This window comes from Streptomyces sp. NPDC042346, from assembly GCF_055581845.1.
This window is the reverse complement of the sequence record NZ_JBVJEH010000002.1, coordinates 571,908-594,224: the sequence shown is the minus strand read 5'-3', so window position 1 is coordinate 594,224 and position 22,317 is coordinate 571,908. Positions and strand designations below refer to the sequence as shown.

9 protein-coding genes are annotated in these 22,317 nt (G+C 73.3%); 4 read left to right on the top strand and 5 right to left on the bottom strand.

Annotated features, from left to right (window positions below; genetic code table 11):
- Positions 1 to 42: 42 nt before the first annotated feature.
- From ACZ6K0_RS11370 to ACZ6K0_RS11350, 5 genes are all read right to left on the bottom strand, one after another.
- The gene (locus tag ACZ6K0_RS11370) at positions 43 to 1,551 is read right to left on the bottom strand and encodes a DUF4246 domain-containing protein (protein WP_469231673.1); all 1,509 of its coding nucleotides are present in this window, start codon (positions 1,549 to 1,551) and stop codon (positions 43 to 45) included.
- 107 nt (positions 1,552 to 1,658) lie between these two features.
- Complete coding sequence (locus ACZ6K0_RS11365) at positions 1,659 to 4,787, bottom strand: class I adenylate-forming enzyme family protein (protein WP_469232205.1); 3,129 nt, start codon at positions 4,785 to 4,787, stop codon at positions 1,659 to 1,661.
- A 201-nt stretch (positions 4,788 to 4,988) separates the two neighbouring features.
- On the bottom strand, positions 4,989 to 8,303 hold the full coding sequence (locus tag ACZ6K0_RS11360) for an amino acid adenylation domain-containing protein (protein ID WP_469231672.1): 3,315 nt from the start codon (positions 8,301 to 8,303) through the stop codon (positions 4,989 to 4,991).
- Positions 8,300 to 14,032 (bottom strand): amino acid adenylation domain-containing protein, encoded by a 5,733-nt coding sequence (locus tag ACZ6K0_RS11355; protein WP_469231670.1) that lies wholly within the window; start codon positions 14,030 to 14,032, stop codon positions 8,300 to 8,302. The genes ACZ6K0_RS11360 and ACZ6K0_RS11355 overlap by 4 nt, the downstream gene beginning before the upstream one ends.
- 191 nt (positions 14,033 to 14,223) lie before the next feature.
- The gene (locus tag ACZ6K0_RS11350) at positions 14,224 to 17,394 is read right to left on the bottom strand and encodes a non-ribosomal peptide synthetase (protein ID WP_469231668.1); all 3,171 of its coding nucleotides are present in this window, start codon (positions 17,392 to 17,394) and stop codon (positions 14,224 to 14,226) included.
- Positions 17,395 to 18,078: 684 nt separating this feature from the next.
- Here ACZ6K0_RS11350 and ACZ6K0_RS11345 point away from each other — a divergent pair.
- The 4 genes from ACZ6K0_RS11345 (at position 18,079) to ACZ6K0_RS11330 (ending at position 22,296) form a co-directional block, all read left to right on the top strand.
- The gene (locus ACZ6K0_RS11345) at positions 18,079 to 19,314 is read left to right on the top strand and encodes a lipase (protein ID WP_469231666.1); all 1,236 of its coding nucleotides are present in this window, start codon (positions 18,079 to 18,081) and stop codon (positions 19,312 to 19,314) included.
- Between the two features lie 167 nt (positions 19,315 to 19,481).
- On the top strand, positions 19,482 to 20,453 hold the full coding sequence (locus ACZ6K0_RS11340) for a hypothetical protein (RefSeq protein WP_469231665.1): 972 nt from the start codon (positions 19,482 to 19,484) through the stop codon (positions 20,451 to 20,453).
- Complete coding sequence (locus ACZ6K0_RS11335; protein ID WP_469231663.1) at positions 20,441 to 21,640, top strand: sensor histidine kinase; 1,200 nt, start codon at positions 20,441 to 20,443, stop codon at positions 21,638 to 21,640. Before ACZ6K0_RS11340 ends, ACZ6K0_RS11335 begins: the two co-directional genes overlap by 13 nt.
- Positions 21,637 to 22,296 carry a response regulator gene (locus tag ACZ6K0_RS11330; protein WP_469231655.1) on the top strand — a complete coding sequence of 220 codons (660 nt, stop codon included), beginning with the start codon at positions 21,637 to 21,639 and terminating at the stop codon, positions 22,294 to 22,296. The genes ACZ6K0_RS11335 and ACZ6K0_RS11330 overlap by 4 nt, the downstream gene beginning before the upstream one ends.
- Positions 22,297 to 22,317 lie beyond the last annotated feature (21 nt).

Below are 22,317 nucleotides of genomic sequence, written 5' to 3'. Positions count from 1 at the left end.
GGGCGGCCGTCCCGGTCCGTCCCGCCGCGGCGGTGACCGGCCTCAGTGCTCGCAGAGGGAGAACTCTCGCTCGTAGAGCTGCTCGTTGTGTTCGTCGACGAAGAACTTGCGTTCCTTCATGAGCTGTTCGCGAAACGTCTCGGCCTGATCGAGCGTCATGGTCGAGGTCTCGGACCATGGTTGCTGCGGCGGGACGTCGGACGTGGAGACGATCCTTTCCGACGGGTCGACGAGGAAGAACGCGAGAATCTTGCGATGTCCCGGGCGGGTGGGGTTCGTGAGGCGGAACGAGCCGACGCGGTGCTGCAGGATGTTCGGGAACGCCAGGCAGCGGCCCGCCGGGGTCGATGCCGATCCCAGCACCTGGTTCAGTGCGTCTTCGTTCTCCAGGCCGTAGACCTCGCGCATACCGTTGTCGTCGTTCTGTTCATAGTTCGGGTCGTCGACGGCCGCCCGGAAACTCAGCCGGCTTTCGGTGATGTTCTCGCTGTCCCAGTAGTAGATGCCGGTCGAGACGATCCGCTCGTTCACCATCCCCTCGACATGCCAGGAACCGCCGGCGTACTCGGGCTTGTCGGGCGTGAGATGGATGGTGGCGAGCTTGACGATGACCTGGAGGCGGCGGCCGCGCAGGTCGACTCGGGCCGCTGCGGCGGGCAACTCGGGCGGGGTGAAGGCCGGGGCGTCCGGGATGACCGGGCGGCGGTTCTCCCACCAGTCCTCCTGGGCGTCCTCCCATGCTTGGTAGGCCTCGTCATAGGCCTCCGCGTCGCTGTAGGAGGACTTGTTCGGATACTCCGGTTCCGAGTCGTACCACCCGTAGGGATCGGCCTCGATCCGCAGGGGCCGCGGATGGCGCAGATCGGTGAGCACGTTGTCCAGCAGCGGGCGCATGCGCGCGAACAAGTCCGGCAGGACGGAGGCCAGTTCCTGATGAGCCTCGGGGTGGACGTTGTTGACGTACGAGCGGAAATCGACATCGCCGTCGTCACTGACGTCGACATCTGTGGGCAGCCACTGGAACTTCTCCGAGTACTCGTGCGCGGAGTAGCGGTCCGTCGGATTCCGCCAAGCCTCCTCGGGCGCGCCGCTCACCTCTCTCACCAGGCAGAACAGGGAGGGATGCACCAGATCCAGTACCTGGCCGTCGGATCCGGGATGCCAGTCCTGTTCTGCTGCGGGGACCTGCTCCAGAACCCGCACCGCCTCGCGCAGCCGGGACGCGAGCTTGTCGTCGATCAGGGTGTCCGACTGCCACACCCCGTCGACGGCGGACACCTCGATTCCGGTGTCTCCGTCCCGCAGCGCGGCGTAATGCGCGAGTTCGGCCAGCACGTAACGAACCTGCGCCTCGGTGAGGCCCTGAGCGACCGCTTCCCGCGTCCACCTCGCGACGATGTCGGCATCGTTCACCTTGTCGAACCACTCCGGCTTCGCCCGGATGTGCGCGCTGCACTGCATCATCTGAAGTTCACGCAGCGTTCGGGGTGTCGCGAACGACAGGGAACGGGAAGCACGAAAGGGCAGCGGAAAAGCAGACAGGCCGGTCAATTCTCTTGGTCCTCCGAGTCGGTGTGCGGTGCCCGGAAGAATACGTCAGCGGACTGACACCGCAGCCGCGGTCCTCGATGCCCGGTTCGCACCCCTCCGGGGCCGGGTCACCCGCAGGCAGCGGCCAGAGCCGCGGTGAACTCCTCGGCCAGTTCGATGATCACGGGGAGGTCGAAGGCCAGCGCGTTGTACTGCAGCCAGCACCGCAGGACGCCGTCCGGCTGCTCGACCACGGTCAGCTCGGGCACGCTCCGGTCACCGCCCGGCACCGTCCAGCGTACGGTGTTCCCGCGCGGCAGCTCCCAGGGCTCGCAGGCCAGGCCGGGCAGCTGCGCGGGCGCGGCCCACGCCTCGTAACGGAGCCAGGCCGCGAACGGTACGGACGGACTGAACTCGGCGAACGGGTACAGCTGGTGGTCCAGCGCCTCGCTGTAGACGACCCGCAGCCGGTCCACCAGCTCGGCGAAACCGGGTGTCCCGCTCGCGTCCACCCGCAGCAGCAGCGACTGGACGAAGCAGCCCACCGTCCGTTCGGCGTCCGGGCGAGGGCGGCCGGGCACCGGGGTCATCACCACCAGATCGGGACGGCCGCTGCGGCCCGCCAGCAACGCGGTCCAGGCCGCGGTGACGGCCAGGAAGGGTGTGGCACCGAGCTCGGCCGCCCGGGCCCGCAGAGCATGGGCCAACGGCGCCGGCACCTCGAACTCGTGCGACTCGGTGAGCACTTCGTCCGCCGCCCGGAGGCCGGGGAACGGCTCGACGGCTTCCGGCGCTCCGGCCAGCGCGGTTCCGAAGTGGGCCCGGGAGGCCGGCCAGTGCGCGTTCGCCCAGTCCACCAACTCCCGGTATCCCGGGCCCGAACGGGCAGGCGGTGCCGACCGGCCCCGTCGCAGCGCGGAGTAGACGACGCCGAGGTCGGTCAGCAGCACACCGACCGACCAGCCGTCGGACACCATGTGGTGCGTCGCGACCAGCACCACGTGGTCGGTCTCCGTCCGGCTGATCACCAGGAGACGCGTCATCGGATCACGGGCCAGGTCGGAGTGACCGTCGCGTTCGGCCAGCAGCAGGGCGTCCACCTCGGCGTCCGTGGCCCCCGGGGCCCGGGTCAGCGTGATCCGCACCCGGGGCTCCTCGTCCAGCACCGCCCGCACGACCCCGTCCGCCACCGCCTCGAACCGGGTCCGCAGCGCCGGATGGCGCCGGACCACCTCGGTGAGGGCCAGGCCCAGGGTCTCCGGTTCGAGCCGGTCGACCACCCGGAACAGCGCCGTCACCACGCCGGCGTCCCGCCCGGGGGCTTCGGTCATCCAGCGGAAGAAGTTCTCCTGCTGCGAGGTGAGGGCGACGGCGTGCGGCTGCGCACGGAGCGCGGCCAGGTAGGGCGTCACGGTCTCCGTCCCGGCCGACGCTCCGTCAGGAGCACCGGCACCGGCATCGGCATCGGCATCGGCATCGGCATCGGCATCGGCGGTGGTCAGCCGCCGGTCGGGGTGGTCCACCCACGCCGCCTGGGCCCGCAGCGAGGGCCGCTCGAAGACCACGGCGGTGCCCGCCCGGATGCCGAACTCGCCGCTGATGCCGGTGGCGAGCTGGACCGCCCGGAACGAGTCGCCGCCGAGCGCGAAGAACTCGGCGGCCACGTCGGTGACCGGCCGGCCGAGCAGACGCCGCCAGAGTCCGGCCAACCGCAGTTCCGTCGGGGTGGCCGGAGCTACCGCAGGACCGGTGGCGGTGGAATCCACGGACACGTCGAACAGCGGGCGGAGCCGGTGCTTGACCACCTTGCCGCTCGGGTTCCTGGGCAGGTCGCCCGCGAGCAGGATCCGGACCGGCAGCTCGGGCCGGCTCAACCGGGCGCTCAGGAACAGCCGCAGCTCGTCCAGGTCCAGACCGCCGGGCCGGGCCACCACGACCGCCACCGGGACGGCGCCCATCACGGGGTGCGGCAGGCCCAGCGCGGCGGCGTCGGCGACAGCGGGATGCCCGTGCAGCACCTCCTCGATCCGCAGCGTGGAGACCTTCAGCGCACCGCTCTTGATGACGTCGCTCTCCCGGTCGACCAGGTAGAGGTAGCCGTCCGGGTCGAGGCGTCCGACATCGCCCATCCGTACCCAGCCGTCCCGGAACACCTGGGCGCTCTGCCCGGCGGCGCCCAGGTAGCCACGGGGCGGTCCGGGCTGGCGCAGCCAGACCTCGCCGGCCTGCCCGGCGGGCAGCGGCAGCCCGTCCGCGTCGAGGATCCGGATGTCACGGGGGTCCGCCGGGCGGCCCAGCGAGCCGGGGCGGCGCGCGTCGACGACGGTCGAGATCTGCGCGGGCGAGGCCTCGGCGGAGGTGTACGTGTTGACCAGCGTCGCCGCCGGCAGTGCCGCGGCCAGCGCGGCCGCCACCGGCACGGGCAGCGCGGCGGCGGAGGAGTTGACCAGGCGCAGACTGCTCAGGTCGTACCGCCCGGCAGTGCCCGCGTTGACCAGCTCGATCGCCATCGAGGGCACCAGGAAGGCGGTGCCGATGCCGAACCTCTCGACCGCGACGCCGAACTGGTCCGCGTCGAAGCGCGGCAGGCTGAGGGTGGTCGGCGCGGCGGTCAGTGCGGTGAGCAGCATCACCTGGCCCGCGTTGGTCCCGATCGGGAAGGCGTGCAGGGCGTGCCGCGAGTGCGCGTAGGCGCGGCGGCGGGGGTGCGGTGCAAGGCCGGCGGTCAGGTTTCCGTGCGCGGCGACCACGCCCTTCGGCGCGCCGGTGGTGCCGGAGGTGCCGATCACCTGGGCCGGGTCGGCCGGGACGACCCGGTGCGGCGGGCCGGCCGGCGGCTCGGGGTGCGCCGCCAGCAGGGCGTCCAGACGCAGCTCCACCAGTCCCGGGACTCCGGGCAGCCCACCGTCCGTCAGGACCGTGCCGGCTTCGGCCAGCGCGGCCAGGGCGGCGGCATCGGTCTCGGACAGGTCCTCACGGACCGGGACGGGCACCCCGCCCGCGTACTGGACGGCGAGGAAACCGACGGCGTACCGCTGCCACCGCGTGTTGGAGAACCGCAGCACCACCCTGTCGCGCGGTCCGACCCCGGCGGCGGCAAGACCGACGGCAGCGCGCAGCGCCTCCTCGCGCCAACGGCGGTAGCTGAGCTCCCCGCCGCCGACGACCTGCAGCGCCGTGTGGTCCGGGTGTTCGGTGGCCCGCGCGTCGAGGAGCTCCGGGACGGTCGTCGCGGCGGGCGGTGCGGTGGTGGCGATGGCGTTCTCCGGTGCGAGTAGGTGGGAGGTCGGCTGTCATGCCGTCGAGTACGGGAGCGTCTGCTGGTGGACCGGGGTGCGGGGGAGGCGGGAGCGGGCCGCGACGGACGGGCCGGGTCGGACGATCCGACGCCGCCCGTCTGCCGTCCGCCCGTCATGTCCTTCACTCCGCCGGAGCCGTACCGGGATCCGGACGCGGAGTCAGCCCAGCCGGTCGGCGGCCTCCTCCTCGCTGAGGGCCTCGATCTCGGCGATCAGCAGCGCCTCGACCCGGGCCGCCAGGGCGGCCGGCGTGGGGGACTCGAACACGTCGCGGATCGAGATGTCGAGGCCGACGTCGGCCCGGATGCGGGCGGCGACCCTCGTGACCAGGAGCGAGTCCCCGCCGAGGGCGAGGAAGTCGTCCAGTACGCCGACCTTCGGTACGCCGAGCACCTCCTGCCAGAGGTCGACGACCAGGGCCTCGGCCTCCGTGCGGGGCGCCAGATACGCCTCGGCCGTGCCCGCCGGCTCCGCGTCGGGCAGAGCCGCGGTGTCGAGCTTGCCGTTGGCGGTGAGCGGGAGGGTGTCGAGCAGCACCACGGCGTCCGGCACCATGAAGGCCGGCAGCCGCAGCGCCATGTGCTCGCGCAGTTCGCCCGCCCGCGGAGCGGCTGCGGACGGCTGCCCGGCGGTCGGCCGCAGGACGGCGTAGGCGATCAGCCTGCGGCCGTCGCGGACCAGCACGGCGGCACGGCCGACAGCCGGGTGGGCGGTGAGGGCGGCCTCGATCTCGGCGGGCTCGATCCGGTATCCGCGGATCTTCACCTGGTCGTCGGCGCGGCCGAGGAAGTCCAGCTGCCCGTCGGTGCGCCATCGGACGCGGTCGCCCGTACGGTACATCCGGCCGTCCGCGGCGTCGGCGAACGGATCCGGGAGGAAAGCCTCCGCCGTCAGCTCGGGCCGGGCCAGGTAGCCACGCGCGAGGCCGTCCCCGCCGATGTACAGCTCGCCCTCGGATCCGGCGGGCAGCAGACCGCCGCGCTCGTCCAGGACGTAGAGCCGCACTCCCGGCAGCGGACGGCCGAGCGGCGGGCGCTGCTCGGCCGCCGGCCCGCTGACGGGGCGGCCGCCGAGATCGCCCGCGGTGACGATGACGGTGGCCTCGGTCGGGCCGTACGTGTTGACCAGCCGGACGGTGTCGCCGTGCCGCTCCCGCCACTGGGCGAGGGTGCCGGCACGCGCCTCGGAACCGCCGAGGACCACCAGGCGCAGCGCCGGCGGCCACGGGGCCCGGTCGCCGAGCGATACCAGTTCCTGCCAGTACGCGGTGGGCAGGTCGAGTACGGTGACGGACCGTCCGGCCTCGCTGTGCAGCAGGTCGGGGAGCGTCCGGCCGCCGCCGGGCAGCAGGACGACGCAGGCGCCCGCGGTGAGGGCGGGCCAGATCTCCTCGGCGTGGGTGTCGAAGCCGATGGAGGCGAACTGGACGATCCGGTCGCCCGGTTGGAGCCGGTAGCCGTCCGGTCCTGCCATCCACCGGACGCGCTCGGCGAGAGCGGCGTGCTCGACGGCGACGCCCTTGGGGGTGCCCGTGGAGCCCGAGGTGTAGAGGACGTACGCGAGGCCGCCGGGGTCGGCCCCGGGCAGCGCGGCCTGTGCGGGGCCTGTGCTCCCGGTCTCGACGCCGGTGGCTCCCACCCGTCCGGCGGCGGCGTCCGGATCGCCGACGGCCGGCACCGGGACCCCGAGCTCCGGGACCCCGAGCTCCGGGACCTCCAGCACCGGGACCTCCAGCACCGGGACCCCCAGATCCGGTTGCTCGCCTCCGGTGAGCAGCAGGGCGGCGTCCGCCTCGCCGAGCATCAGCCGCTGGCGCTCGGCCGGGTGGGCGGGGTCGAGCGGCAGGTAGCCGGCACCGGCCTTCCAGATCGCCAGGAGGGCGGTGACCAGTGCGAAGGAGGGCTCGATCCGGACGCCCACCGCACGGCCGGCCACCGGACCCAGCCGCCTGGCCAACTCGTCCGAAGCCCGGTCGAGTTCGGCGTACGTGCGGACGCTTCCCGCGCACTCGAGAGCGGGAGCGTCGGGGCGGGCGGCGACCTGGTCGGCGAAACCGCGCAGGATCGGGCGGGCGTCCTCGGCGACGGCGGGTCCGGCGCCGAGGGCGAGCAGCGCGGCGCGCTCCTCACCGGGCAGCAGCCAGTCACCGTGCAGCGGGACCTCCACGTCCACGACGGCCCGGGCGAGCAGATCGCGCACCCGGCGCGCCAGGGCCTCGACCGTGGCGCGCTCGAAGAGCTCCCGGTCGAAGCAGAACGAGAGCGTCATCCCGCCGTCAGGAGTGCGCCAACTGTCCAGCAGCAGATCGGTCTTGGACCGGTCGAAGCCGGAGTCCATGCTCGCTGTCCGGACCCCTGCGGGCAGCGCGGTCCGCTCGTCGGCACCGGCCAGCTGGTACTGGCTCTGGTGGACGAACACCGCCTGGTAGAGAGGGCCGACGCCCGGCAGCACGGGCAGCCCCAGTTCGGCGGCCACCCGCTCGACCGGGACGTCCTGATGGGTCAGCGCGGCCATCGTGGCGGAGCGCACCCGGCGCAGCACGGTGCGGAAGTCGGGCTCGCCGGTGAGGTCCGCGCGGATCACCCCGGTGCGCGAGAAGTAGCCGAGCAGCGCTTCGTGGGCGGTCTCGTTGCGGCCGGCCAGCGGGGTGCCGACGGCGAAGTCGTAGCTGCCGCTCCAGCGGGCCAGTACGCACTGGTAGGCGGCGAGCAGCACCATGAACGGGGTGCAGCGCTCCTCGCGGGCCAGGGCGTCGAGTCCGGCGACGAGGTCGGGACCGAGGGCGAGGTCGGCGAAGCCGGCCGGGTGGGCGGGCTCGGCGGGCCTGGGACGGTCCAGCGGCATCCGCAGCGCGCTGACGCCGGCCAGTCGTCCGCTCCAGTACCGGAACGCCTCCTCGGCCGCGCCACCGTCCAGCCTGGTCCGCTCGGCGAGTGCGAAGTCGCCGAACTGAAGCGCGAGGTCGGGAAGTTCGGCTGCTCGCTCGCCGATCTCCTCGCGGTACAGCGCGAGCAGTTCACGCCAGAGCACGGTGAACGACCAGCCGTCGGACACGATGTGGTGGACCACCACGCTCAGGGCGTGCTCGTGCTCACCGGAGCTGACCAGGACGGCCCGTAGCGGCGGGCGCGCACCCAGGTCGAAGGGGGCGTTGACGAAGGGGGCGCAGGCCGCGGTGAAGGACTCCTCCGCGGCGTCCGCTATCGGGACCAGGGTGAGTTCGATGTCCCGTACGGGCTGCACGAGTTGGACGGGCTGCTCGCCGTCCATGGCGAACCGGGTGCGCAGCACCCCGTGCCGAGCGGTGAGCCGGGTGAGCGCCGTGCCGAGCGCCCGCGGGTCGATCGGGCCGCTCCAGCGCCGGTTGAGGTACATGTTGAACCCGGCGTCCTCCGGGTTCAGCTGCTGGAGCAGCCAGAGGCGGCGCTGCTCATCGGTCAGCGGATGACGGGCGATCGGGGTCGGGGAGGTCATGCGTTCCTCTCGCTCTTCGCGCGGGCCTTGAGGGTCTCCAGGCCGATCAGATCGTCGGGCTCGGCGTCCGGGACGTCCCTGTCGAACCCGGCCAGGACGGGAATGCAGAAGCTGATCAGGACCAGCGCGGCCATGGCGAGGCCGAACACCAGGTAGAGCAGGCCGATGCCGCGCCCCTCGCCGGTGCCGATCAGGGCGCCGACGCTGGAGGCCAGCGCGCCGCCCTCGTCCATCAGGGGCTGGAGCAGCTCGGGGCCCGCCGGGGCGACCAGGGCGAAGCCGATCGGGAGGGTGGACCAGGCGACCATGGTGTTCACCGCGATCACCCGGCCGTGGAAGCGCATCGGCACCTTGGTCTGGACGACCGTCGCGTAGATGCCGTTGAGCAGCGCCAGCCCGTACGTCATGCCGAACGCACCGGCGGCGACCACGGCCACCGAGGGCCGCAGGCCGGTGACGACGCACGCGGCGGCGAGGCCCAGGGTGGCGACCAGGACGCCACGCAGGCGCATCCGGCGCGGGCCTCCCCAGACCAGCAGGGTGAGGCCGCCGAGTACGGCGCCCAGGCCGGCCGCGGTGGAGACCCAGCCCGCCGCGGCGGTGGTGGAGAAGGAGAGCACCAGCGGGGTGACGAGCAGGAAGAGCGGGGAGAGGAAGACGTTCAGCGCCGCGAACCAGAACAGCATGGCCCTGAAGTGACGGCTTCCGAGCGCCCGTTGGAAGCCTGCCCGGATCTCGGCGCCGACGCTCTCGCGGCGGACGGCGGCCATCGCGTCGGGGAAGCGCACCGCCAGGGTGACGCCGGTGGCGACCAGGTAGCTGACGACGTCGAAGACCAGGATGCCGCCGAGACCGATCACGTGCAGGATGCCGACCGCGATCAGCGGGACGAGGAACTGGGCCAGGCCGAAGGCCATCTGGACGACACCGTTGGCGCGGCCGAGGAAGCGCTTGGGCACCAGCTGCGGCACCGCCGAGCCCCAGGCGACGCGCTGGAAGGCGAGCGCGGCGGAGAGCAGGGAGATCATCACGTAGCAGTGCCAGATCTCCAGCGAGTCGCTGAAGTACAGCACCAGCAGGGCCGCCTGGGTCAGGCCGGCCGCGACGTCGCCCCACAGCATCACGCGGCGGCGGTCGCCGCGGTCGACGACGGCGCCGGCCAGCGGGGCGACCACGATGCCGGGCACCAGGCCGAAGGCGGCGAGCAGACCGAGCTGGAGCAGCGAGCCGGTCTGCAGGTAGATCCAGATCGGCAGGGCGAACTCGGTGAGCGCCGAGCCGATCATCGAGAGCTGCTGGCCGGTGGCGACGGCCAGGAAGCGGCCCATCGTCGGGCGGACGGGGCGGCGCTTGCGGGCCGTGCGGGCCGTCTCCGGAGCCCCTGACTCCTCCGGTCCCGCCGGCTGCCCGGGTTCCGACCCGGCGTCCGGCGCCGGTTCCGACTCCGTCCCGCCGGCGTCGCGGGACACACCGGCCAGCCACCAGGTGGCATCGGCGGTGCGCTCGTGGCGCGCCTCCTCGCCTGCGGCGATCGAGCGGTGCACCCCGGTCACGATGCCGGCCAGCTCCTCGGCGCGGTACTTGAGGAAGAAGTGCCCGGCCTCGTCCAGGACGACCACCGCGGCGGTCCCGGTGATCCGGTGCCACTCGCGGAACCGCTCCTCGTAGAACTCGGTCGCCGGATCGCGGTCGCCGCAGACGGCGATCACCGGCGCCGTGAGAGTGCCGCCCTCGCTCTCGTACAGCTCGCCGAAGTAGCGCTCGGCGCCGATGGTGCCGACCCGGCGGTTGCGCACGATCAGCCGCAGCTGGTCCTCGTCGACCTCGTCCACGTCCAGGCCTGCCGCGGCCAGGGCGTTGATCATGCCCTGGTCGCTGCGGAGACGGGCGGTCAGCTCGGCGAAGCGCTCGGCGAGTGCCGCGCCGCGGCCTTTCGGGCGGGCGAACGGGAAGATGCCTCCGAGGTGGACGGCGTCGATCTCCCGGCCGGCCGCCTCCACCAGGCGGGCGATCTCCACGGTCAGCCGGACGCCGACGCCGCAGTGCCCGTACAGCACCAGGGGTCCGGCGACGTTCGCGACGATCTCCTCGGCGCAGAGCCGGGCGACCTCGTCGATGTCCATCGCCTCCTCGCCCAGCTCGTGGCCGGGGACGGCGATGGAGTGCAGGGCCCAGTCCGCCGGCAGGGCGTCGGCGAGCGGCTTGTAGATCAGTGCGCTGCCGCCGCCGTAGGGGGCGCAGACCACACTGGCCGCCACCTCGCGGCGCTCGGGGGTGAGCAGGTGCAGCAGCCGGCGCGGGCCGCGGTCGCCCTCGGGGGTGGCCACCAGTTCGGCGAGCCGGCGGACCGTCGGGTGCTTGAAGAGGTCCATCACGCCGACCGGGGTGGCCAGGTCGGGGAAGGCCCGACGCATCTGGGCGACCACCTGAGTGGCGAGCAGGGAGTGGCCCCCGAGTTCGAAGAAGTCGTCCAGCGCGCCGACGCGGGGGAGCTCCAGGAGGTCCGCCCACATGGCGGCGATCACCTGCTCGGTCTCGCCCTCGGGGTCGACGTGGGCGCCTGCGGCCGGGCCGTCCGCGGGCGCGGGCAGTGCCTTCCGGTCGACCTTGCCGTGGGCGAGCAGCGGCAGCCGCTCCAGGACCACGTAGCGGGCCGGGACCATGTAGTCGGGCAGGACCTCGCCCAGGGTGGCGCGCAGTTCTGCGGCGGTCGGCGGTTCGCCGCCGGCGGGGCGCTCCAGGTAGGCGACGAGGTTCTGCTTGACGCCCTCGCCCCGGGCGAGGACCACCGCCTGGGTGATGCCGGGCAGGGCGGTCAGCGCTGCCTCGATCTCACCGGGCTCGACCCGGTAGCCGCGGACCTTGATCTGGTCGTCGCCGCGGCCGAGGTAGTCCAGGGTCCCGTCGGTCCGCCAGCGCGCCAGGTCGCCGGTGCGGTACATCCGCGGGCCGCCGTTCCCCGGGGCGTCCCGGTCGGTGTCGACCGGGGCAGCCGGCACGGCTGAGGAAGGGCCCGCGCCGGCCGGGTCGACGAACGGGTCGACGAACGGGTCGACGAACGGGTCGACGAACGGGTCGACGAACGGGTCGGCGGCCGGGTCGGCGTACGGGTCGGGCAGGAACCGCTCGCCGGTCAGGTCCGGGCGCCCGAGGTAGCCGCGGGCCAGCCGGTCCCCGCCCACGTACAACTCGCCGGTGACACCCGGCGGAACGGGGTTGCGGGCCTCGTCCAGCACGTAGCAGCGCCCGCCGGCCAGCGGGCTGCCGATCGGGGTGTTGCCCGGCACGTCCAGGCCGGCGTCGGCGGTGACCTCGTGGACGGTGATCCCCACCGTCGCCTCGGTCGGCCCGTAGTGGTTGAACACGGCGCACCGGCCGAGCGCGGCGATGCCCGCCGCCCAGGACCAGCTGCTGGCCTCGCCGCCGAGGACCAGCGTACGGCGCGGCAGCAGCTGCTCAAGCGGTGCGTCGGCGGTCAGCGCGGCCAGGTGGGAGGGCGTCATCTTCAGGTGGTCGATGCCTGCCCGCGCGATCTCCGCGGCCAGTTCCACCCCCGCGATCCGGCGCGGCAGGAGGTGGACCCGCCCGCCGGTCGTGAGCGCCAGGTAGAGCATCGTCATGCTGAAGTCGAAGGAGAGCGACTGCAGCAGCCCGAAGGAGGCCCCGGGCTCGATCCGCAGCCGCTCGCGCGCGCCCGCGAGGTAGTTGAGGATCTGGCGGTGCTGCACCGCGACGCCCTTGGGCGTGCCGGTGGATCCCGAGGTGTAGATCACGTACGCGAGGTGGTCGGCGCCGGAGACCTCCTCCAGAGGCGCCCAGTCCCCGTCCGCCGCGTCCCGCTCCGTCGCTTCCGTACCGTCGTCGGTCAGCAGGTCGACCGCCGGGTGGTCGCCGAACCGCTGCCGCAGCACGGTGTCGGTGATCAGGACCTTGGCTCCGGCGTCGGCGACCAGGTGGGCGAGCCGGGCGGGGGGCTGTTCCGGGTCGAGCGGCAGGTAGCCGCCGCCGGCCTTGAGTACGGCGACCAGGGCGACCGCCAGCTCGGCGGACTGCTCCAGGCAGACGGCCACCCGGTCGTCCGCACCCACGCCCAGCGTCCGTAGGCGCCGGGCCATGGCGTCGGCGCGGCGATCGAGGTCGCCGTAGGTCAGCGTGCGGTCCTCGAAGACCAGCGCCGGGGCCTCGGGCGTCCGGGCCGCCGCCTCGGCCAGCGCCCGGGTGAGCGTGGCGGGACCGCCGTCCGGCAGCGCGGGACCGGCGGCCCAGGTCTCCAGTACGGCCGTCCGCTCGGCCGCGCTCAGCAGCGGCAGCCGGTCGACCGGCAGTGCCGGGTCGGCGACGCCGGCCGCGGTGAGCAGCTCGAACCGCTCGGCGAAGCGCTCGACGGTCGCGGCGTCGAAGAGGTCGGTGCGGTACGTGAACAGACCGTAGAGGCCGCCGTCCGGCTCCTCGCGCATGTAGAGGGCGAGGTCGGCGTGGGTGGTGGTGGCTTCGTAGCCGAAGCCCTCGGTGTCCAGGCCCGCGGTGGGCGTGGTGGCGCGGTCGCCGTAGTTCTGGAAGGCGAAGGTGGTCTGGAAGACGGCGGCGCGGCTGACGTCGCGTTCCACCGCGAGATCGTTGACCATCTGCTCGAAGGGGACCTCCTGGTGCGCGTACGCGTCGAGCGTGGTCTCGCGGACCCGGCTGATCAGCCGGCCGAAGTCGAGGTCGGCGGAGAGCCGGGCGCGGATCGGCAGCATGTTGACGAACGCGCCGACGACGCCTTCGAGTTCCTGGTGGAGACGGCCGGCGACGGCGGAGCCGACGGCGAAGTCGCGCTGGCCGGCGTGCCGGCCCAGGAGGGCCTGGAACGCGGCCATCAGCACCATGTACGTGGAGGCGCCGTGGGCCCGTGCCACCTCGCCGATCCGGCCGGAGAGTTCGGAGCCCCAGCGGAACTCGGTCGCGGCCCCGTCGAAGGTGAACAGGGGCGGGCGGGGCCGGTCGGAGGGCAGCTCCAGGGCCGGGACTCCGTCGAGTTCGGTGCGCCAGTGTTCACGCGAGGCAGCGAGCTGCCCGTTCTCCAGACGGTCCCGCTGCCAGGCGGCGTAGTCTCCGAACTGGACGGCGAGGGCCGGCAGTTCGCCGGGAGCGCCGTGGGCGTGGTGGGCGTAGAGCAGGTCGAACTCGCGGTTGAGGAGGTCGATCGACCAGCCGTCGCAGATGATGTGGTGCATCACCAGGGCGAGTACGTGGTCGTCCTCGGCGATCCGGACCACCAGGGCGCGCAGCAGCGGGCCGGTCTCCAGGTCGAAGGGTTCGGCGATCAGCGCGCCGAGTTCGGCGGTGGCGCGCGCCTCCGGGTCCGGGTCCGCGCCGGCGTCCAGGTGCCGGGCCGCGAACAGCGCGGGCTCGGTGATCCGGACCTCGGCGGTGCCGGACTCGGTGGTCCGGAAGGTCATCCGCAGGCTCTCGTGCCGGGCCACCAGGTCGGTCAGGGCGGCGTCCAGCGCGGCGCGGTCGAGGGGGCCTCGGAGCCGGCGGGCCGGAGCGAGCGTGTAGGCGGTGGAGCCGGGAGCGAACTGGTCCATGAACCAGAGCCGTTCCTGGCCGCTGGAGAGCGGCGGTGCGGTGTCCGCCGGGCGGGGGTCCACCACCCGGGCGGGGGCTGCGGCGCCCCGCAGCCGCTGGCTGAGCAGGGCACGCTTGGCTGCGGACCAGCCGGCGGGCAGGTCCTGGGTATCCGTCATCGGGTTCCTGTTCGGACGTTCGGCGGGGGAATCAGGGGGTGCGGACGCGACGGGGCCGGGCACGGCCGAAGGGCTACGGGGGGCGTCGGCGGCCGACGACGACGCGGCGAGGTGTCAGACCCCGCGAGTCCGGCCTGATCGGCGAGACACCCCGTGGCGGCTGTGCCCGGCAGAGCGGGCGAAGGGGCGGCCTACTGGCGGTCGCGGACGGCGGCGGCGATGCCGGCCGGGGTCGGGACGTCGAAGAAGATGTCGAAGTCCACGTCCACGCCGAGCGCGTCGCGGATCCGAGCGGCGATCTGAACCACCGTCAGTGAATGCCCGCCGAGGTCGAACAGGTCGTCCTCGGGGCCGACATCGGGCAGGTTCAGCACCTCGGCCCAGATCCGGCGGACCGTCGCGGTCGTCTCGTCGCCGGTATCGGCATCGGCACGGGTGCCGGGTTCGGCAGGGGTATCGGCGGCCTGTGGCGCCGGAGCCTCGCGTGGCGGTACCGGCAGGGCCCGCCGGTCCAGCTTGCCGTTCGGGGTGAGCGGCAGACGCTCCATGGTGAGCCAGCGCTGCGGCGCCATCGCGGCCGGCAGCGTGCGCATCAGGTGGTCGCGCAGCTCGGCGGGGGCGGGCGATGAGCCGCCGGCGGCCGGGACCAGATAGCCGGCCAGGAACGGCTCACCGTCCTCCTCGGTGCGGACGGCGACGGCGGCCTGGGCGAGGGCAGGGTGCTCAAGGAGGGCGGACTCGATCTCGCCGAGTTCGATCCGGTGGCCGCGGATCTTGACCTGGTCGTCGATCCGGCCGAGGAAGTCGAGTTCGCCGTCGGGCGTCCACACGGCCTGGTCCCCGGTGCGGTAGAGCCGGGTGTCGGGCGGGCCGAACGGGTTCGGTACGAAGCGCTCGGCGGTGAGTTCGGGGCGGCCGAGGTAGCCGTGAGCGACGCCGTCCCCGCCGATCAGCAGCTCTCCGGGGATGCCGAGAGGGGTGGGACGCAGCTGCTCGTCGACGACATAGACCTGGGTGTTGGCGATGGGGCGGCCGATCCGTACCCGCGCGGGCTCGGCGGGGAGCTCGGCGCAGGTGGACCAGATGGTGGTCTCCGTGGGCCCGTACACATTGAACAGCCGGGCGGTGCGCGCGCGCAGTTCGCGGGCGAGCGGGAGCGGAAGCGCCTCGCCGCCGGCCAGGCCCGTGACAGTGGTGAGCGCGTCGACGCCGGTCCCCGCCGTGAGCATGACCCGCCATCCGGACGGGGTGGCCTGGACGTGGGTGACGCCCTCGGAGCCGATCAGCGTGAGCAGTCCGGGGCCGTCGACGGCGAGGCCGTCCGGGGCCAGGACCAGACGGCCACCGGTGATCAGCGGCAGGTAGAGCTCCAGAGCGGAGATGTCGAACGAGAGCGAGGTCAGGCCGAGCCAGGCGTGCCGAGGGCCGGAGTCGAGCCGGTCGGCGAAGGAGGTGAGCAGGTTGACCAACGCCCGGTGGCCGACCTCGACGCCCTTGGGGCGGCCCGTGGAGCCGGAGGTGTAGAGGACGTACGCGACGTCGTCCGGACCGGGGGCGACGTCGGGCGCGGTGTCGGGGGCGGCCTCGGGCGCGGCCTCGGCCGGGTCCTGCGGCGCCGACGGCGCGGGGAGCCGCAGGACCGCGGGGGCGGCATCGGCGACCAGGGGGGAGGGCTCGCGGTCGGCGAGCACCAGAACGGCGCCGGAGTCGCGCAGGACGAGGGCGAGGCGCTCGGCCGGATAGCCGGGGTCCAGCGGCAGGTAGGCCGCGCCGGTGGCGAGGGTGGCGAGCAGCGCGGCGGGCAGGTCGGCGGTGCGATCCAGGTGGAGGGCGACGAGGTCGCCGGGCCGGACGCCGCCGGCCCGCAGTACTGCGGCCAACTGCTTGGCACGGAGGAGCAGTTCGCGGTAGGTGAGGTGGCGACCGGTCGCGCTGACCGCGATCGCGTCGGGGGTGGCGGCGGCCTGGGCGCGCACCAGGTCGAGCACGGTCCGGTCGGCCGGATAGGGCCGGTCGGTGGCGTTCGGTGCGGTGGTGACGGCCCGGAGTTCGGCGGCGTCCAGGAGCGGCAGGTCCAGCAGCCGGGCGCCGGGTGTGGCGACCGCGCCGGCGAGCAGGGTGCTGTAGTGCCCGGCGATCCGGCGGGCGGCGTCCGGGTCGAGCACGGCCGGGTCGTACTGGAGGCTGAAGTCGATGCCGCCACCCGGGGTACCCGTGGTGCCGGGGGAGTCGGGGGCCTCGACGATCTGGAGGTGGAGGGTGTTGCGGGCGGTCCGGTTGTGCACGGCCCAGGCGATCCGGGCGCCGGTGCCCGCGAAGTCCGGGTCGGGGCCGCGCCGGCGGTAGCCGAGCGAGACCGCGGTCAGGCCGACGCGGGGGCTCAGCCCGGTGACCGCGCTGCCGAAGGGCACGCTGCGGTACGGGTAGCCGGCCCGCAGCTCGGCCCGGACGGCGGCGGCGAAGTCGATGAAGGTCTGCGACGCATCGGCCGCGGGCGCGTGGACGGGCAGCTCATTGACGAACAGCCCTATTTCCTCGCACAGTTCGGGCGTCCGCGTGGAGAGCGGTACGGACACCGGCACCGCTTCGCCGCCGTAGCGGCGCAGCAGCCCGTGCAGGGCAGCCAGCAGGAACTCGAAGACGGTGGTGCCGCCGAGGGCTGCCGCGGCGGCCAACTCGCTTGCCTCGACGCCGTCGAGGCGCCACTCGACCGCCTCACCTGCGCCGGCGACGGTCGGGGTGCGCGGCGCACCGGGCAGCACCGGTTCGGTGGCGGCGGCCCAGCGCGGCCCGTACCACTCGGCAGCCCGTCGTACGGTGTCCGGTTCGGCTCTCGGCGCGACCGGCGCGTCCGCCGCGTCCTGCGGGGTGGTCACGGGCAGGGGCGCCGAGCCGTAGGCGGCCGCGAGGTCCCGTACCAGGAGGTCCTTGGAGTTGCCGTCGAAGACCGAGTGGTGGGCGGTGACCAGCAGCTCGGCGCTCCCGTCCGCCCGCCGGTGCAGGGTGAAGCGGCTGAGCGGTCCGGTCTCCAGGGGGAACGGACGAGCGGCCTCCTCCTCCAGCCGCCGCTCCAGGTCGGCCTCGTCCACGGGCGCTTCGAGCTGCACCAGTTCGGGCCGCTGCGCCGCGGGTTCCTGCCAGACCTGGCCGTCACGCTCCACCAGGCGAGCGGCAAGGGCCGGATGGCGCCTGGTCACGGCGGCCACCGCGTGGCTCAGCGCCGCCGTGTCGACCCGGTCGAAGGAGATCCGCACCGGCATGTGGAACGCCTCGCGGGCCAGGCCGAGTCGATCGGTCAGCCAGACCCCTTGCTGAGCCGGGGAGGCCGGAATGCGGTCGGCCAGGGAGAGGACTTCGGACATCGGCGGCTCACTTAGGACGTCGGAGCGGAGTGGTGGAGCAGCACGGGTGAACGTGCGGACGCGGCGCGGGGACCGGGCTGCCGCACGTCGGCGCTTCGGGCGCCAACGGCTGTCTGCGGTAGCCGGGTTCGACAACGGCACCGGCCGCCGTGTGACGTCGGTCCACCCCCCGGGGACCGGCCGACGGCCGTGTGCGGTCAGGACGGCCGGACTTTCAGGTTGCCCCGGGGCGTCTGGTGTTTCCGCCCCACCCGATGAAAGTCATTGGTCCAGACCTGTCGAGAGATTCGCACAACGCCAAAGCACCGTCAAGAGCCGTCCACTGCCCGGAATCGACCTCCATGTCCGCGCCGAGGTCTACCGACTTGCCCCCAAACATCCTGTGTATGATGCGCCCCTGACAGTGCGTCAATTCCCGGGCGTCCACGGCTGAATCGGGCCGCCGCCGGGCCGGGAGTACTGGAGGGGAGAGCCCCGCTTTGCGGACGCAGAGCGCCTGGAGTTCGCACCGTGACCGGGGGCGGGCACCAGGAGGATCCGGGGGCCTGCACCCGTGCGCCGAACACCGCAACGCGTGAGGCTGAAGGGGTCGTCATCGACTCGCACTTGGGGTAACTCGTGGACATCTCCACCTCGACATCGTCGCGCAGCGGAACCCGGCACCTTCGCGGTCGCCGGGCGCAAGTGGCCGCCGTCTGCTGCGTCCTGCTGCTGGGCGCACCCGCCGTCGCCACCGCCGCCGCTCCGCCCGCCGCGGATGCCCGGGTCCAGCAGCATGAGCAGCGTGGCCGAGGCACGCTGGTGTCCGCCGAGAAGCTGTACACGCTCGCGACCCCGCAGGCCGTGTCCACCGAGCTGGGCGCCGCCGGCTTCGACGACGACACCGTCCGGCACGGCGTGGTCGCGTACCGGCTGATCTACCGGACCGTGGACGCCTACGGACAACCCACCACCGCGAGCGGGCTGTTCGTGCTGCCGCTCACGAGCGAGGGACGGCTGCGGACGGTCTCCTTCGCGCACGGCACCGGCAGCCACAAGGACGATTCCCCGTCCATGCAGCGCGCCAGGTTCGTGTCCGCGCCGGTGATCGCGCACGCGGCGGCCGGTGCCGCGGCCGTCGCGCCCGACTACCTGGGGATGGGCAAGGGACCGGGCTTGCACCCCTGGATGGACATCGACTCCGAGACCACGGCGTCCCTCGACATGCTGCGGGCGGCCCGCGCCTTCGCGCCCCGGACCGGACACGTGCTGGAGCGCGAGGTCATGGTCACCGGCTTCTCGCAGGGCGCCTCGGCGGCGCTGGGTCTCGGCCGTGCTCTGCAGGCAGGTGAGGACCGCTGGTTCAGATTGGGCGCGCTGGCACCGGTCAGCGGCGCGTACGACTTCGGCGGCGCGGAGTTGCCCGCGCTGCTCGCGGGCCGGCTGGAGCCCAAGTCCAGTGTGCTGTACGCGGCGTACACCCTCGTCGCGTTCAACCGGCTCCACCACCTCTACGACAGTCCCGGCGAGGTCTTCCGTGCCCCCTACGACAGCACCGTCGAGGCGCTCTTCGACGGCGCCCACACGGGGGAGCAGCTGATGCGGGGCACCCCGGGGGCGCTGGACGAGCTGCTGACCGAGCACGGCCGCACGTTGCTGGCGCAACCGACGGGGCCGCTGGCGGAGGCGCTGCGCGCGACCGACGCCGTATGCGCCGACTGGACCCCTCGCGCCCCGGTGCGGCTCTACATGGCGAGGGGAGACGAGCAGGCCGTCACCGACAACACCGAGCACTGCCGGACGGCTCTGCTCAGGAACGGCGTGGACGTCCCGGTCGTCGATCTGGGTGACGTGGACTACCACGGATCCCGTCACCTGGGGTCCAACGTGGCAGCCACGTCGTCGATCGTGCGCTGGTTCGGTGAGCTCCGCCGGCGCTGACGGGAACGCCCGGTTCCGCGTCCTCCGATCCCCCTGTCAGGGTCGGGGCGCCCGGGCGCCGGCGCCCCGTGGCTCATGGCGATACGGAGAGATCTCTGCCTCAGGTCGTACCGCATCGAGACTTCAGGCAGACGCGCGCAGGGTGCCGCGGCGGCCACGGTAGGCGCATGACGAGCGAGAGCAAGACGAGCGAGAGCATGACGAGCGAGGGCAAGACGACATCTGTGGCCGTGTCCAGGTCCTTACCGCCGGCCGTGAGTGCCGTAGGCGCCGCCGCCACTCTCGTGGCCTGCGCCGTCCAGCCGTACCTGCCCGGCGGACGGGACTACATCAGTTCCCTGGGCATCGTCCCGGACTGGGCGCCCTGGGTCGCCGGCGTACTGGGACTGGGCGCGGCGCTCGCCATCTCGCGTGGGGTGGGGCGGCGGCCGGTCATGGCCGTGGGCTGGATCGCGTCCGCGCTGCTGCTGTGGGCCGCGGTCGGAGTCGTCTTCGACGGCTTTCGCGCCTTCTTCTGGGTCACCGGCATCCCTGCCGGCGACTTCGCACAGGTCGACTGGCCCGGTTTCCTGACACGAGCGGTGGCGTTCGTCGCGGCCGTCGCGCTGGCGAGGACCGTACTGGCGTACCAACGAGCGACGGGGGCCGGCTGTGCCAGGTGCGGCCGCACGGCCGGCGGGGAGGTGTGGCAGCCGGCCTGGCCGGGATACGCGGCCTGCGCGCTGGCGTGCGTGTATCCGGCGGTGAAGTTCTCCTGGTGGCTGGGCGGTGGGTTCGGCCGCCCCGCGGACTTCGAGGAGACCGGCGCCCCGGTCATGTCGGCGCTGCTGCTGGCCGGGAGTGTGCTGCTCGCCCTGGCGTTGGTACGGCCGTGGGGCCGCGGGCTCCCGCGATGGATGCCGCTGCTCGCTGGATGGAGCCTGGCCTCCGTGCACATCTTGCAGGGTCTGATCCCGGTCTTCGCCGGCGTCAACCGTCTGCTCGGCGGACCCGAGCTACCGTTCGGGTCCGCCGATGACAACTTCCTTGTCATCACAGCGGTGTACGGCAGCTGGTCGTTGTTCGGTCTGTCGCTCGCCGGGGCCGTTCTCTCGTACGGGCGCCGCACCAGGAGGGAGTGCGCACAGTGCGGGTACTGATACCGCGTCCCGCGCCGAGGGACATCCTGCTCGCGGCCGTCGTCGCGGTGCCGGTCGGCGCGTGGTCTCTGACACTGCTGTGGCTGGCGGTACCGAGGAACCGACTGCTGCCGTTCGCGGTCGCGGTACTCGTCGGACATGCCGCCCTGGCCTGGCGGCGTGTCGCGCCGACGCTGTCGTTCGCCGTGGTCACCGCGGCGGGAACCGCGCAACTCGCCGGAGCCGGAGGGCTGCCACTACTGCCCTCGCTGCTGGTGTTCCCGATCGCGCTGTACGCGTACACGGCCCACGGCGGAGACCGGTCCCGGCTCGTCGCCCTGACCGTCGGCGCGACGGCAGCTGTCACGGCCGCGGTCTGGTCCGCCGCCGGAGGCCCCGGTCGCATGCCCGTACCGGTGGCGTACTTGGCCGGCCTGCTCCTGGCCGTGGTAGCGGTCGCGGTCAGCCTCGGCGCGTACCGCCGTATGCAACTGGCCTATATGGGGGAACTGTTGGCCCGCGCCGCACGCGCCGAGGCCGACCGCGAGGAACGGGCCCGCAGCGCCGTGGCGAGTGAACGGGCGCGTGTTTCCAGGGAGATGCACGACGTCATCGCCCACTCCCTGTCGGTGATCGTCAGCCAGGCGCAGGGAGGCCGCTATGCGGCGCGCACCAGGCCCGAGCGCGCCGCCGAGGTGCTCGGCCGGATCGAGGAGACCGGGCGGCAGGCGCTGACCGACATGCGAGGACTGCTCGGGGTACTGCGCGCCGGTGCTCCCGAGGTCACCGAGGCCTGGGATCCGCAACCCGGGCCGGCGGAACTGCCGGTGCTGCTGGACCGGGTCAGGGCAGCGGGGCTGACCGTGGATCACCTGGTCGTCGGGGAGCCGTACCCGATGAGCGAGGCGGCCGGGCTGGTCGTGCACCGCCTGGTTCAGGAGGCTCTCACGAACACCCTGAAGCATGCGGGCCGCGGAGCCCGGGCCCGGATACGGTTCGACTGGTCGGGCGGGGCGCTCGTGGTCGAGGTGAGCGACGACGGGCGCGGGCCCGGTGTGAGCGACGGGGCGGGGCAGGGGCTGATCGGGATGCGCGAGCGGATGGCGGTGGTCGGTGGCACGGTGCACACCGGTCCGGCGGGCGAGGACGGCCGCGGCTATCTGGTCCGGGCACGGCTGCCACGGACAGCGGGAGGAGAGACGCGATGACGATCCGGGTGGTCTTCGTGGACGACCAGGTGATGGTGCGGGACGGCTTCGTCATGGTCGTCGAGTCGCAGGAGGACATGGAAGTCGTCGGCGAGGCCGGTGACGGCGCCGAGGCGCTGGAACTGCTCGCCCGCCGCCGTGCCGACATCGTGCTGATGGACGTACGCATGCCGCGACTCGACGGGGTGGAGGCGACCCGACGGCTGCTGGCCCGCCCCGACGCGCCGAAGGTGATCGTCCTGACCACCTTCGACCTCGACGAGCACGCCTTCGCCGCACTCCAGGCCGGGGCGAGCGGCTTTCTGGTGAAGGACGCGCCGGCGGAGGACCTGCTCGCGGCGATCCGTACCGTGCACCGCGGCGATGCGGTGATCGCCCCCTCCACCACGCGCCGCCTGCTCGACCACGTGGCCGCCGACCTCCCGGTGCGCCACGGCGCGGAGGGCCCGGTCGCGTCGCTCACGGACCGGGAGCGCGATGTCCTGCTGCTGATCGCGCGCGGCGACTCCAACGCTACGATCGCCCGACAACTGTTCCTCTCCGAAGGGACGGTGAAGACACACGTCGGACGCATCCTCGCCAAACTGGGGCTGCGGGATCGGGTACAGGCGGTGATCTACGCCTACGAGCACCGCTTGATCCGGATCGGATCCTGACGGCACGGCGGCCGGCACCCG